The sequence below is a fragment of the Pseudomonas fluorescens genome (assembly GCF_040448305.1).
Lineage (GTDB): Bacteria > Pseudomonadota > Gammaproteobacteria > Pseudomonadales > Pseudomonadaceae > Aquipseudomonas > Aquipseudomonas fluorescens_BH.
This window is the reverse complement of record NZ_CP148752.1, coordinates 2,922,529-2,936,467: the sequence shown is the minus strand read 5'-3', so window position 1 is coordinate 2,936,467 and position 13,939 is coordinate 2,922,529. Positions and strand designations below refer to the sequence as shown.

At 60.8% G+C, this 13,939-nt stretch carries 12 protein-coding genes and 1 pseudogene; 9 read left to right on the top strand and 4 right to left on the bottom strand.

All coding sequences use genetic code 11. The annotated features are described in order from the left end of the window. Positions 1 to 120 precede the first annotated feature (120 nt). Both WHX55_RS13345 and WHX55_RS13340 read right to left on the bottom strand, forming a co-directional pair. On the bottom strand, positions 121 to 1,275 hold the full coding sequence (locus WHX55_RS13345) for an NnrS family protein (protein ID WP_353742854.1): 1,155 nt from the start codon (positions 1,273 to 1,275) through the stop codon (positions 121 to 123). Then, positions 1,275 to 1,523: a transmembrane sensor/regulator PpyR gene (locus tag WHX55_RS13340; RefSeq protein WP_353742853.1), complete on the bottom strand. Its 249-nt coding sequence runs from the start codon at positions 1,521 to 1,523 to the stop codon at positions 1,275 to 1,277. Before WHX55_RS13340 ends, WHX55_RS13345 begins: the two co-directional genes overlap by 1 nt. A 281-nt stretch (positions 1,524 to 1,804) precedes the next feature. Between WHX55_RS13340 and WHX55_RS13335 the strand changes: the two genes are divergently transcribed. The 5 genes from WHX55_RS13335 (at position 1,805) to WHX55_RS13315 (ending at position 7,341) form a co-directional block, all read left to right on the top strand. After that, the gene (locus WHX55_RS13335) at positions 1,805 to 2,329 is read left to right on the top strand and encodes a sigma-70 family RNA polymerase sigma factor (protein ID WP_150754697.1); all 525 of its coding nucleotides are present in this window, start codon (positions 1,805 to 1,807) and stop codon (positions 2,327 to 2,329) included. Then, positions 2,326 to 3,309, top strand: coding sequence for a FecR domain-containing protein (locus WHX55_RS13330; protein ID WP_150758185.1), 984 nt, complete (start codon positions 2,326 to 2,328; stop codon positions 3,307 to 3,309). The genes WHX55_RS13335 and WHX55_RS13330 overlap by 4 nt, the downstream gene beginning before the upstream one ends. An 83-nt stretch (positions 3,310 to 3,392) precedes the next feature. Then, a complete protein-coding gene (locus tag WHX55_RS13325; protein WP_150754695.1) occupies positions 3,393 to 5,882 on the top strand; it encodes a TonB-dependent receptor in 2,490 nt (829 codons plus the stop codon). A gap of 88 nt (positions 5,883 to 5,970) precedes the next feature. Further along, a complete protein-coding gene (locus tag WHX55_RS13320) occupies positions 5,971 to 6,474 on the top strand; it encodes a VOC family protein (RefSeq protein ID WP_150754694.1) in 504 nt (167 codons plus the stop codon). A 33-nt stretch (positions 6,475 to 6,507) separates the two neighbouring features. Further along, entirely contained in the window at positions 6,508 to 7,341 is an 834-nt protein-coding gene (locus tag WHX55_RS13315; protein WP_150754693.1) for an AraC family transcriptional regulator, read from the top strand. A 9-nt stretch (positions 7,342 to 7,350) separates the two neighbouring features. Here WHX55_RS13315 and WHX55_RS13310 read toward each other — a convergent pair whose 3' ends face one another. Beyond that, on the bottom strand, positions 7,351 to 7,938 hold the full coding sequence (locus tag WHX55_RS13310; RefSeq protein ID WP_150754692.1) for a LysE family translocator: 588 nt from the start codon (positions 7,936 to 7,938) through the stop codon (positions 7,351 to 7,353). Positions 7,939 to 8,039: 101 nt separating this feature from the next. Next, positions 8,040 to 9,371: a PLP-dependent aminotransferase family protein gene (locus WHX55_RS13305; protein WP_353742852.1), complete on the bottom strand. Its 1,332-nt coding sequence runs from the start codon at positions 9,369 to 9,371 to the stop codon at positions 8,040 to 8,042. 90 nt (positions 9,372 to 9,461) lie between these two features. Here WHX55_RS13305 and WHX55_RS13300 point away from each other — a divergent pair, with 90 nt between their 5' ends. The 4 genes and pseudogenes from WHX55_RS13300 to WHX55_RS13285 all read left to right on the top strand — a co-directional run bounded on the left by WHX55_RS13300 (position 9,462) and on the right by WHX55_RS13285 (position 13,782). Continuing rightward, positions 9,462 to 10,358: a DMT family transporter gene (locus WHX55_RS13300; RefSeq protein WP_150754690.1), complete on the top strand. Its 897-nt coding sequence runs from the start codon at positions 9,462 to 9,464 to the stop codon at positions 10,356 to 10,358. A 91-nt stretch (positions 10,359 to 10,449) separates the two neighbouring features. Further along, positions 10,450 to 11,070, top strand: a complete 621-nt coding sequence (locus WHX55_RS13295; RefSeq protein ID WP_150754689.1) for a LysE family translocator — start codon at positions 10,450 to 10,452, stop codon at positions 11,068 to 11,070. 261 nt (positions 11,071 to 11,331) lie between these two features. Next, positions 11,332 to 11,430, top strand: a pseudogene (locus tag WHX55_RS13290) (GFA family protein); the annotation flags it as partial. 108 nt (positions 11,431 to 11,538) lie between these two features. Beyond that, complete coding sequence (locus tag WHX55_RS13285; RefSeq protein WP_150758191.1) at positions 11,539 to 13,782, top strand: TonB-dependent siderophore receptor; 2,244 nt, start codon at positions 11,539 to 11,541, stop codon at positions 13,780 to 13,782. Positions 13,783 to 13,939: the final 157 nt, after the last annotated feature.

The following is a 13,939-nucleotide window of genomic DNA, read 5'->3' as shown; positions in this document are numbered from 1 at the left end:
GGAACACCTGCGCGCGCCTCGGGTTATCCCTTTAGCTAAGCGCAATTTTCCCCGGTGTCCTGATGCATCGACCACCGGTCACAAAAAAGCCGCCTCGATGGGCGGCTATGCAAGCTTGGCTTAGAGCCTCGGACGCCACAGTATCCTGGCATAACGCCACACGAACAGGCCAAACGCCGTACACCAGAGAAGCGCCGACAGCGCCAACCCATTAGTGGAAAATGCCACCAGCCCAACCCGGCACACCCCGGCCGCCAGCAGCACGATAAAACCCGCCACGATCATCCTGGACGGTTTCAACTCACGCCCGGTATGACCGAGACGGACCCGCGCGATCATCGCCAGGATCAACCCGCCAATACCGCCTACCGCCAGCGCATGAGTGGCCAGGGTTTGCTGATGGATCAAACCGGCATGCCACAGCGTCATGGCCAGCGTCGCGATCACAATCCAGGCATAGGCCAGATACAACGACCACAACAACGGCACCCGCCACAGTCCCCGATCATGCCAGCGCCACAGGCGTATCACATGCAGCGCGCTCATCAATCCAAACAAACCGGCCAGCCAAAGCCGGGGGACATCATTCAAACCACCGGCAAACGAAACCGCCGCGAGCATGGCGCTAGCCATTAGCATTTTGCCGGGTAACGGGTTCACTGCAGGCGCGGCAGGACGATTCAGTCCACGCTGGATGAAGAACGGAATCACACGACCGCCAATCACACTCATCAGCGCGCCGATCAACCACAAAGCGGCCAACACACCGTGCCGTTGCAGATCGGCGTCATCCAGGACGATGCCGGTCAGCGTCAATGCCTGACAGCCAGCCAGCAACGTGATCATCAACAGAATCGGATAATTTTCGCGCTTGCAGGCAGCCACCAGATCTCGCCCCAGCACCCAGGCCAACAGCGGCAGAAATGGAATTTCCATCACGAACAACAGCGACGAAGAAATCGGCAGGAACCACGCCAGACGCGCCAGCAGCCATACCAGCACCAGCCCGATCAGCGGCCAACCACTGAGCCCCGGCCGACCGGTCCAGTTCGGCACTGCGGTCAACAGGAACCCGGCAATGATCGCACCGGCAAAACCGAAGGGCATTTCATGCCGATGCCAGGCGAGCATGCCACCCACCGGTTGCGTACCGGATAAATGGCCGTACAGCCAGGCGGCCCAGAGGGCCACGGCAATCGCCGCGAACCCCGCTCCGGCGAGAAAGAACGGGCGAAAGCCCAGGCTGAAAACGGGAGCAGCGGCCAACTTGCGCATCAAGCGATCGCTCCGACTGCCGGTGCGTTGAGGCGATACTGGGACAGCAGCCGCATCACATAACCGATTTTCAGCAAGGTCGGACCAAGGATGATCATTGCATGCATCGACACCAATGCCGGGATTGATAGCGAGCCGGCGTACAGATAGGCGCCGTAGATGCCGGCAAGCAGCATGGCCAGGCCCACCCCGAGCACGTGACTCGACAGGTGCAAAACGTTCTGAGGGCTGCTGAAGAGTTGGGACATTTTCCGGTACTCCTGAAGTCGTTCAGTTGTACGGTTGTTGTTTCACGATCCGTGCCATCTCGACAGCCCTTGCAGATCGAGCCTCTTAGGCATCAGCAGTCAATATGACCAACACTAAAAATAGTCACAATGACCCAACATAAAGTCATTATGACTACATTAATTCCGACACGAGCTAAAAGCAAACCAATATCATTTGCACTGCTCATGGCCTTTTGCTTTAATCGCGATCAATTCTTATTTGCACAAGGGCGCGGATCGCCCACGGACATGCACTCACGATGACGGTTGCCGACACCTCCTGCGTCCAGAACCTCTACATCAGCCATCACCGCTGGTTGCACGAGCTGCTGCGTCGACGCCTGAACAATGCGTTCGATGCCGCCGACCTGGCCCACGACACCTTCATCCGCGCGCTCAAGCGCCCACAGGTATTCGACGGCGAAACCCACGAACGGTCTTACCTGGCGACCATCGCCCGGGGCTTGTGCATCGATCACTGGCGGCGGCGACAGCTCGAACAGGCGTGGCTCGACACGTTGGCCGCGCAACCCCAGGTGGTCCAGCACTCGCCGGAGCAGCGCGCGATCATCGTTGAGACGCTGTATGAAGTGGACGCCATGCTGCAACGCTTGCCCCAACGCGTGCGCGAGGCGTTCATTCTGGCGCAGCTGCACGGCCTGCCTTACCGCGTCATTGCCGAGGAAATCGGCGTGTGCGAGCGCATGGTGAAAAAGTACCTGGCCCAGGCCTTGATGCATTGCGCGATCCTTGAGGCCGAACTCGACGGCCTGTTGATTCAATGAACCGGATCGCCACCAACGCCATCAGCCATGGAAGCCTTGAGCAAGCGGCGCAGTGGTATGTGCAACTCAATGATGAGCAGGTCGGCGAGCAGGAACGTCAACACTGGCAGGCCTGGCTGGCGCAAAGCGGCGAACATCAGGCGGCCTGGCAGTATGTCGAACGGGTCGGCCAGCGCTTTGCCGCGTTGCAGGACGATCATCAGCAAGCGGCCGGCCAGGTGTTGCGCAACGCCGGGCGCATGCCAATCAGTCGTCGCCGGACCGCCAAGAGTCTGCTGATCCTGGCGTCGGGTGGTTTGTTGGGGTGGAGTACCTGGAGGGAAACCGCCCTGCCGCTCACACTGGCGCGCTGGACCGCCGACCTCTCCACCGGCACCGGCGAAACCCGCGAAGCCCGCCTCAGTGATGGCAGCCAGATCTGGCTCAACGCGTTGAGCGCAATCAACGTGCGTTTCGACGCCACGCAACGCCTGCTGCTGTTGCAGGCCGGGGAAGTGTTGATCGACACCGCCAAGGACCACGTTCGTCCGTTGCTGGTGCAAACCAACGAGGGCCGGATGCGCGCACTGGGTACGCGTTTCAGCGTACGTCAGGACGACCGGCAAACGCTGCTGAATGTCTACGAAGACGCCGTCGAAGTCCGCACCGCCCATGGGTTGGTGCAGGTGGTCGAGGCTGGACGACAACTGTCGTTCAGCGAACACCACCTCCCTGCCCCGACTGCTGCCACGCCAAGCCGTGAAGCCTGGCGCCGTGGACTGTTGCTGGCAGACAACCTGCCGCTGGGCCAGTTGCTCGAGGAATTAAGCCGTTATCGCCCCGGACATCTGGGCTGCGACCCGGCCGTTGCCGGGTTACCGGTCATGGGTTCGTTCCCGCTCAAAGATACTGACCAGGCCTTGCGCCTGCTGGAAGCGGCGTTGCCGATCCGGCTGGAAAAGCCGCTGGACTGGTGGGTCAATGTTGCCGCGAAAGCGTGAAGCTGATTTTTTTCGTCGTGCCGGTACCCTTTTCGGGTTTTCGCTCGGTTAACCCTTAAAGCCGTTAGATTGCCGGGAACTTCATGTCGCGCGTCACCCTTACTCGCCGCTCCTGCGCTTTGCACCTGTCGGTGCTGGTCTTGGCGTTCGGCTTGACGGGTTTTGCAGCGCCAACAGTCCGAGCCGACACCCTCTCGGGCATTGAACTATCCGGCGGGCAACAACGTCATTACGCGATCCCTGCCGGCTCCCTGGTCAGCGCCCTCAACCGTTTTGCCGAGCAAGCAGGCGTGTTTCTCGCCGGGCACAACGACCTGGCAACTGGCAAACGCAGCCCTGGCCTGAGCGGCGACTACAGCGAGCCGCAAGCGTTGCATCAATTGCTGCAAGGCACTGGCCTGCAAGCGCAAGCCCAGGGTCACGGCGGTTATGTGCTGCGCGCCGCGTCCGCCGCAACAGGCACGCTGGAACTGGGCGCCACGAACATTTCCGGACAAGCGCCGGGGCCAATCAGCGAAGATTCACATGCCTACACCATTGGTTCGACCTCTACGGCCACCGGTCTGCCCCTGTCCCTGCGCGAAACACCGCAATCGGTCACGGTCATCACCCGTCAACTCCTGGACGACCAGGGTTCCACCAGCATCGCCGACGCCTTGCGCCGCGTACCCGGCATCAGCGTGCAAAACTACGACAGCGAGCGCTGGGAGTTCTCCAGCCGCGGCCTGCCGATCACCAATTTCCAGTACGACGGCGTCAACACTGACTACGACGGTGTCTACGATTACGGCACCACCAGCACTGACATGGCGATCTTCGACCGCGTCGAAATCATCAAGGGCGCAACCGGCCTGATGACCGGTTCGGGGGATCCGTCGGCGACGGTCAACCTGATCAGGAAACGCCCGACCCAGGCATTCCAGGCCGCGGTCAGCACTGCCGTCGGCTCCTGGGACAGCTACCGCAGCGAAGCGGATATCGCTGGCCCGCTGATCGAAAGCGGTCACTTGCGTGGACGCTTTGTCGGGGTTTACCAGGACCGCAGCGCCTATGTCGACCACTACCAGAACACCAAGGACATCGCCTACGGCATTCTCGAAGCCGACCTGACACCGAACACACTGCTGACATTCGGCATCGACCAACAGAACACCCGCTCCCGTGGCGCCAGCTGGACCGGTTTCCCGATGTACAACAGCGACGGCTCACGCACCGACTTCTCGCGCTCGTTCAACCCAGCCACGGACTGGAGCCGCCGCGACTTCAACAACCAGACACTCTTCGCCTCGGTGAATCAGCAACTGAACAACGAATGGGTCCTCAAGGTGAGTTACGACCGCAAGCACCGCAAGCACGACACCTTCCTTGCCTCCGCCAGCGGCGGCAATCCGGACCCGGTCACCGGGGGCGGCATGTTCATGTACATGGGCAAGTTCGAAGGCGATCAGGTCCAGGACAATATCGACATCAACCTGACCGGCCCTTTCGCCCTGTTCGGCCGCGAGCATGAATTGATCGCAGGCTTCATGTCGATGAACACCCGCCAGGACATCCCGGTCTACGGCTCGGTTTATCCGCCCTTGAATGGCAGCATTTTCGACTGGCACGGCGAGTTTGCGAAACCGGACATTCCACGGGTGGGTGACAACGATATCGAGCAGCGCCAGACCGGCGTCTACCTGGCTACCCGACTCAAAACCAGCGACGACCTGGCGCTGATCCTCGGCACGCGGATCAGTGATTTCAAGGGTCATGATGATCTGGACTACAGCGCTCCGGACACCGCCGACATCCGCGACAGCTATCGCCAGACCGGCGTGGTCACGCCCTACGCCGGGCTGATCTACGACCTCGACGACACCTACTCGCTGTACAGCAGCTACACCAGCATCTATCAGCCGCAAATGAGCAAGGACGCCAATCGGCAATTGCTCGACCCGGTGCAAGGCAACAGCTACGAGGCGGGGATCAAGGCCGATTATTACGGCGGTCGCCTGAATGCCAGGTTCGCGCTCTATCGCATCGAACAGGACAACATCGCCGAATACGTCAGCGGCGTCGACGCCGAGTCGGTGTACCGTGCGGTGCAGGGCGCGACCACCAAGGGCTTTGAAATCGAACTGACGGGGGAAGTGAGCGAAGGCTGGAATCTGTCGGCCGGCTATACCTACAACCATACCCGCGATGCCCAAGGCGATTATGTCTACGGTTCGATCCTGCAAACCACGACACCGGAACAACTGGTGCGATTGTTCAGCACTTATCGGTTGCCGGGGCGATGGAGCCCCCTCACGCTCGGCGGCGGCGTGAACTGGCAGAGCGAGTTCTTTGGCAACGTGTTCCAGCCCAACCCCGCCGACACCGTCAATTTCGGCCAGAACTCGACCATCACCCAGCGCAGCTATGCGTTGGTGGACGTTATGGCGCGCTATCGCTTCAACGAGCACCTGAGCACTACGTTGAACGTGAAGAACCTCTTCGACAAAACCTACTACACCGGGCTGGGCAACTTTGGCACCGGCTTCTACGGCGAGCCTCGCTCCCTGCAACTGACCACCCGCTGGCAATTTTGAGCGCGGGTCGATCTACGGTACTGCCGAACTCCTCTGGGCTGGCTACGCTTTAAATCCAGCCTGCATAACCTGCCGAGGAGTGCCCGCCATGCAACGCGTTCAAAAACTCACGCCCTGCCTGTGGTTTGAAGATCAAGCCGAAGATGCCGCGAAGTTCTACTGTTCGATCTTCGATCATTCGAAAATCACCGGCATGACCCACTACGGCAACGCCGGGTTCGAGTTCCACGGCCGCCCCGAAGGCTCGGTCATGACCGTCAGCTTTGAGCTCGACGGGCAGAGCTTCACTGGCCTGAATGGCGGACCGCTGTTCAAGTTCAGCGAGGCGATTTCGTTCCAGGTCAATTGCCAGACCCAGGAAGAAGTCGACCATTACTGGGGCAACCTGTCGGCCGGTGGCGTGCCTGAAGCGCAGCAATGCGGCTGGCTCAAGGATAAGTTCGGGCTGTCGTGGCAAATCGTGCCCGTCGCAATGATGGACATGATAAAAGACCCCGACACGAAAAAATCCCAACGCGCCATGGCCGCGATGATGCAGATGAAAAAACTCGATATCGCCGCGTTGCAGCGAGCCTTTGACGGCGAGAGCTAATACACTCGGGCGCTGACCTGCCGAGGACCGAGCATGAAGCACACCGCCGCCAAACACGCTGACAAGGCCCCTCGCTTCTGGCGCGATGACGCCCTGCCCTTCATCGAAGCCCGCTCGATCGTCGACGGTCGCGAGGTCTGCTACACCCGGCATTCTCACGAGCACTTTTCCATCGGCGCGATCACCGCAGGCAGCAGCACCTATATCCATGAGCAGTCCGAGTTTGCGGTCAGCGTCGGCACCGTCGTGTTGATGAACCCGGGCGACGTCCACGCCTGTAATCCCATCGATGATCAGCCGTGGTCGTATGTGATGCTGTACGTCGATACGCCGTGGCTGACCGATTTGCAGCATCAGCTCGGGTTCAGTGACGACTTGGCGTTTCGCCGGTTTTCGGTCACCCATACGCGGGATGCGAGTCTGTTTGCAGGCCTCAACGATTTGTATGCGGTGCTGGTCGATCCGCAACAGGATGTCTTGCGCAAACAAAGCCTGGCGGTGGAGTTCTTCAGCGAAGTGCAATTGCAGCTCAACCCGGTAGCGCAGCCGTTGCGCGAGCCCAACTTCAAACTGGAACGCGCCGCCGAATACATCCGCGACAACTGCACGCACCTGCTCAAGCTCGAAGACATTTGCGCGGCGGCACAACTGTCGCCGTCCTACCTGATCCGGACGTTCAAACAACATTTCGGCATGACGCCCCACGCGTTCCTGGTCAACCGGCGCATCCAGTTCGCCCAGGATCAACTGCGCAGCGGCAAACTGATCGCCGACGTGGCACTGGAAGCGGGGTTTGCCGATCAGGCGCATTTTCAGCGGGCGTTTAAACAGCATTTGGCCGCGACACCGGGGCAGTATCGCGGCTGAACCCTGTGCTCAGGGCAGCAATAAATACACCGCACTCACCACCAACAGCATCGCCATCGCCCGGTTGAACAAGCGCATGCCGGCCGGGTTGTTCAGGTAACCGCGCAGGAACGTGCCGGCATAGGCCCAGCAGCCGACCGAGGCATAGCAGATCACCAGATACACCGCCGCGAACTGCCACACCAGCCGCGCCTCGCCATCGGCTACGAACGCCCCCATACCGGCCACGCAGGCCAGCCAGGCTTTCGGGTTGAGCCATTGCATGACCGCGCCGTACAACATCGACGGGGCACGCGCCGAATCCTTGGCCTCCACCTGTCCATTGTCAGCCGCCAGTTTGTAGGCCATGTACAACAGAAACGCCACGCCCGCCCATTGCACCGTTTGCGTCAACGCCGGCCACAACTGCAACAGCTCATGCAGCCCCAACCCCATCAACACCAGCAGCAAGACAAACCCCAGTGTGGCCCCGGCGACATGACGCTGGCTGGCCCTGAAACCGAACCGTGCCCCGGAGCTCAACGCCACAATATTCACCGGCCCCGGCGTGATTGAAGCGACCAGCGCGAACGCCGCCATGGACATCAACAGACTCATTGCACACCTTCTTCCATTCAGTTGAACCAGGCTTGAAGGTAATGACCCACCGTAACCCCGTATTGAAGAAAAATGCCCTGTGCTGGATTAACTGGCGAAAATCAGGTGTACAGACTGACGACCCTCTTCACTTTCACCAGCGCCTGGCGCAGTGAATCCATGTCCACCGACCCCAGCGCCAGGCGTATCGCGTGTGGCACATAGGCCGTGATCGCAAAGGGTTCGGCTGGCGAAACCGACACCTGCTCGCGCATCAGGGCCATGGCAACCTGATCGGCCCGAGCGTCTTCGGCCAACGGCAACCAGATGAAGTACGAAGAGGGATGGGTGATGTAGTCGAGCCCTTGCAGCACCTCGCGGGCCAGGGTTTGCCGGGCCTGCGCATCGGCGCGTTTTTGCGCCTCCAGATGGTTGACGGTGCCGTCGTCGAGCCAGGCAGTGACAATCGCAGTCATCACGCCGGGAGTGTTCCAGGTGGTCGCCATGATCGTGCGCTCGAACGCCGCCATCCATTGGGCGGGCGCGGCCACAAACCCGACGCGCAGTCCGGTGGCGACATTTTTCGATAAACCGGACACATACACCGTTCGTTCGGGCGCCATCTCGGCCAAGGGTGGCGGCACGTCTTCAGCCAGAAACGCGTAGGCGGCGTCCTCGATAATGATCAAGTCATGCTGACGCGCAATCGCCACCAAATGCTCGCGCTGATCGGCACCCATCACCCAGCCCAAGGGGTTGTGCAGGGTCGGCATCGAATAGATCGCCCGTACCGATCGGCTCCGGCAGAGTTTCTCCAGGGCCGGCAAATCAGGCCCATTGTCGGTGACCGGAATGGGCAAGACTTCGAGGTGCAGGGTTTCGGCCAGTGTCTTGAATCCGGGATAGGTCAATGCATCGGCCGCAATCACATCGCCGGGTTTGAGCAACGCCATCATCGTTACCGCCAGGCCATGCTGGGCGCCGCTGACGATCAACACCTGCTCGGCCAGTACGTTCAACCCACGCTCCACCAGATGCCGCGCCACCGAGGCCCGCTCGTGCAAACGCCCGGCGTGGGGCTGATAGCGCAGCAGGGATTCGAGATCACCGGACAACGCCAACTGGCGCAAGGCATTGCGCAGCAGGTCCGCCTGGCCCGGCAATGACGGATAGTTGAAGTTGAGGTCAATCATTCCTGCCGCCACCACGGACTGCGAAATGCCCTGGCCGGGCGGCAGCGATGTCTCCCGCACGAAAGTCCCGCGGCCGGTTTCGCCGCTGACCAACCCCATGCCCTCAAGCTCTGCATACACCCGGCTGGCGGTCACCAGCGCCAGTCCGTGTTCGGTGGCCAATTGCCGGTGAGTCGGCAAGCGTGTACCGGGCGGCAAAAGTCCCGAACGGATATCGGCGGCAAAGGCGTCCACCAGGGATTTATAGCGTGATCGCGACATGTCGAGATGTATCCATGACAATTTTTTGATTGTATCGGTAGCCGATCATACGATGGATTCCATGCAATCAAAACAGTGAGCGAACGCCGAATGGAACGGACATCTGACCTGCAAAAACACACCCTGGAAAACGCCACCCGCAGCTGGCTCAATGGCCTGATCGGCGTGGTGGTTTTCAGCGGTTCGCTGCCGGCGACACGGGTGGCGGTGCTGGAATTCGATCCGGTTTTCCTGACGGTCGCCCGCGCCACCATCGCTGCGATTCTGGCGTTGTGTTTGCTGTGGTTGTTCAAGGAGAAGCGCCCCGCACGCAATCAACTGTTGCCCCTGGCCATCGTCGCCCTGGGCGTGGTGATCGGTTTTCCCCTGCTGACTGCGCTGGCGCTGCAATACGTAACGTCCGCGCATTCCATCGTCTTCGTCGGCCTGTTGCCGCTGGCAACGGCGGTATTCGGTGTGTTGCGCGGTGGCGAGCGACCACGGCCGGCGTTCTGGATTTTCTCGGTGCTGGGCAGTCTGCTGGTGGTGGGCTTCGCCCTGTCCCAAGGGTTGACCGCCTCACCCGAGGGCGACCTTTTGATGTTGTTGGCGATCCTGGCCTGCGGACTCGGTTATGCCGAAGGCGCAAAGCTGTCCCGCACCCTCGGTGGCTGGCAGGTGATTTGCTGGGCGCTGGTGTTGTCGTTGCCGTTGGTCGCGGTGCTGACCTGGATGCGCATGCCCGCGTCGTTCAGCGGCATCAGCACCCCGGCGTGGTTCAGCCTGGGTTACGTGTCGCTGTTCAGCATGTTGATCGGTTTCGTGTTCTGGTACCGCGGGCTCGCCCAAGGCGGAATCGCGGCTGTCGGGCAACTGCAACTGCTGCAACCGTTCTTTGGCCTGACACTGGCCGCCACCCTGCTGCACGAACAGGTCAGCCTCGGCATGCTGGGCGTTACCGTGGCGGTGATCCTGTGTGTCGCCGGGGCGAAGAAGTTCGCAAGGTAGCCCGTTGTACGGTGGTTTGTGCCCCTGACTGTATGGGTCAAGCCACCACCGAACCGTGATAAAAATACGGTTCTTGCTTCAGGAGCCACCGATGGACATCGCCACTCTCACCCTGTTTCTGCCCGCCTGCTTCGCCCTCAACATGGCGCCGGGCCCGAACAACCTGCTGTCGGTCAGCAACTCGACCCGCTACGGCTACCGCACGGCCTGTGTGGCCGGCATCGGTCGATTGCTTGCATTCGCCGGGATGATCGCTCTCGCCTCGGCAGGCCTGGCGGTCGTGCTGCAAACCTCTGAGCTGTTGTTCTACGCGATCAAGATCCTCGGTGCGGCGTACCTGTTCTACCTCGCCTGGCAACTGTGGCGCGCCGATCCTGGCGTCGAAAACGTGATCAGCACCGCCCCGGTGGGGACACTGGCACTGGCCCGGCAGGAATTCCTGGTGGCGGCCGGCAATCCCAAGGCGATCCTGATTTTCACGGCGTTCCTGCCGCAATTCGTCGATTCGACCCAGGCCATCGCGCCGCAATTCTTCGTGCTGGGCACCTTGTTTCTGATACTGGAATGGATCGCCATCGGCGCCTACGCCTATATGGGTCTGCACATGCGTCGCTGGTTCGCCAAGCCGTCGGGCAAGCGGATCTTCAACCGTTGCTGTGCGGGCCTGTTGTCTGCGGCGGCTTCGGTGTTGCTGATGGCACGCCGCACCTGAGGCGCTTGGTTTAAATGCGGGAGCGACGGTACGACGATTCGACTTGCTCGCGAAGGCGTCGTGTCAGTCACTGCAATAGCGAATGATATGACGCTATCGCGAGCAAGCTCGCTCCCACAGAAGTTCTCGAGCATTCATGCCCCCCTGTGGGAGCGAGCTAGCTCGCGCTGAGTCCAGCCCATTCACCACAAGTCCACCTGCCCATCACCCTCTGTTATAGACAATGACACCACCCGCAACCCGGCGATCAGTTGAAACTGCTGGGTGGAGGCCGAGGTGCAACCGGACGACAAGCAGTTCGATGTCTACCCCGAAGAGTCCATCGCCCGGTGGCATGAGCGGCTCGGTCTGGCTTTCTGAGAATAATTATCAACATTTTTCACGCTGCAGTTCCCCTTTGCGTTTTTCGTTCGGTTAACCCCTCAGAAGCACTTCAACTACCGACCGATTCGACGCAAAGGGATCCCCATGTCGCACCAGCTTGTCGCCCGTTTCCGTTTTGCCTTGTGCCCTCTGGCGCTGGCCCTGCCCGCCGCCCTGCTGAGCCTCGCCGCCCACGCCGCTGAAACCGACACCGAGAGAAAACCGGCCAGGGACGACAGCGTCCTGCAACTGGGCGCGACGACCATTTCCGGCCAGGCGCTGGGCGCCACCACCGAAGGTACGCGTTCCTACACCACCGGCTCGACGTCTTCGGCCACCGGCCTGCCGCTGTCGATCCGCGAAACGCCGCAATCGGTGACGGTCATTACCCGTCAGCAGATGGACGACCGCGGCGTCCAGAGTATCGGCGACGCACTGCGCAACACCCCCGGCATTTCCACGCAGAAGTACGACAGTGACCGCACCGAGTTTTCCGCCCGTGGTTTTGCCATCACCAACTTCCAGTACGACGGCGTCAACATTCCCTATGACGGCGTGTACGGTGAGAACCCGAACAACGGCGACGACGCGTCCAGCCTGGACCGCATCGAAATCGTCAAGGGCGCGACCGGCCTGATGACCGGTTCGGGCGATCCATCCGCCACCGTCAACCTGATCCGCAAGAAACCGACCAAGGAATTCAAGGCGTCGATCAGCGGCACCGTCGGTTCGTGGGACGCCTATCGCGGCGTCGGCGATATTTCCGGCTCGCTGAACGATACCGGCAGCGTACGTGGTCGCTTCGTCGGCGCCTATTCCGACAAGAACTCCTACCAGGACCATTACAGCCAGAAAAAAGACCTGTTCTACGGCATCCTCGAAGCCGACCTGACACCCGACACCCTGCTGACTTTCGGCATCGACAAGTCAAGCACCACCCCGCGAGGCTCGTCCTGGACCGGCAACCCGGTGTACTTCTCGGACGGCGGCCGTACCGATTTCCCGCGTCACTTCAACCCGGGTGCCGACTGGAGCCGACGCGACTTCGACGACATCACCTACTTCGCCTCCCTGGAACAGGCCCTGGCCAACGACTGGAAGTTCAAGGCCAGCTTCGACCAGAAAACCACCGATCACGACACTCGCCTGGCCTCGGCCAGCGGCGGCAACCCGGACCGCGCCACCGGTGAGGGCATGTTCCTGTATTGGGGGCGCTGGGAAGGTCATCGCGTGCAAAACACCGCTGACGTGAACGTTACCGGCCCCTTCTCCCTGGGTGGCCGCGAGCATGAACTGGTGGCCGGTTTCATGGCGTCCCACTCGCGCCAGACCGGTGCGACCTACGACACCAGCGCCTTCGCAATGGTCCCGGGCAGCATTTATGACTGGAATGGCGACTTGCCGGAACAGAACTTCCCGAAAAACGGTAAATACGAGCGCACCCGAAGTCAGAACGGCCTGTACCTGGCCACGCGCCTGCATGCGACTGACGACCTGTCGATCATCCTCGGCAGCCGTCTGAGCACGTTCAAGTACAACGAAGACTATTCGTATTATCCGGGTGCGGGACTCGATGACACCCATGCCAGTTACAAGGAACATGGGGTGGTCACGCCTTACGCTGGTGTGGTCTATGACCTGGACGACACCTACTCGGTGTACGCCAGCTACACCAGCATCTACCAGCCGCAAACCTACAAGGACGCTGCAGGCTCGACCCTGGCACCGGTCGAAGGCGACAGCTACGAGGCCGGCCTGAAAGCCGCTTACTTCGACGGTCGACTGAACGCCAGCCTGGCCTTCTTCCGCATCGAGCAAGACAACGTCGCCGAGTCGATCGGCACCAACCTGGTCACCAACGAAGGCATCTACAAAGCCGTCGACGGTGCAACCACCAAAGGTGTGGAACTGGAACTGGCCGGTGAAGTGGCCGATGGCTGGAACGTGTCGGCCGGCTACACCTACGCCCGCACCCGTGACGCCGATGAACAGCGGATCTACGGATACCCATTGTCGACCACCAAACCGGAACACGTCGTCCGCACATTCACCACCTACCGCCTGCCTGGCGCACTGGATCAGGTGACCGTCGGTGGCGGCATCAGCTGGCAGAGCGCGTTCTACGGCCAGATCTACAGCCCGACCGTGGGCGACTACACGAGCATCAAACAAGGTGGCTACACCCTCGTCGACCTGATGAGCCGCTACGAGTACAACGAGCACCTGAGTTTCACCGTCAACGCCAACAACGTCTTCGACAAACGCTACCTGACGGGCCTGGGCAACTTCGACACCACGTACTACGGCGAACCGCGCAACGTGATGCTGACCACGAAGTGGGATTTCTAAGCTGAGCGCCCGGCCAGAAAACTGAAACCTGTCAGTTAAACACCAAAAACCGTGTGCGAGCTTGCTCGCGATAAGGGAGTAACTGTGACATCAATTTTGCATAACACTCCGCCATCGCGAGCAAGCTCGCTCCCACATTGACTCGCAGTGTTCAAAG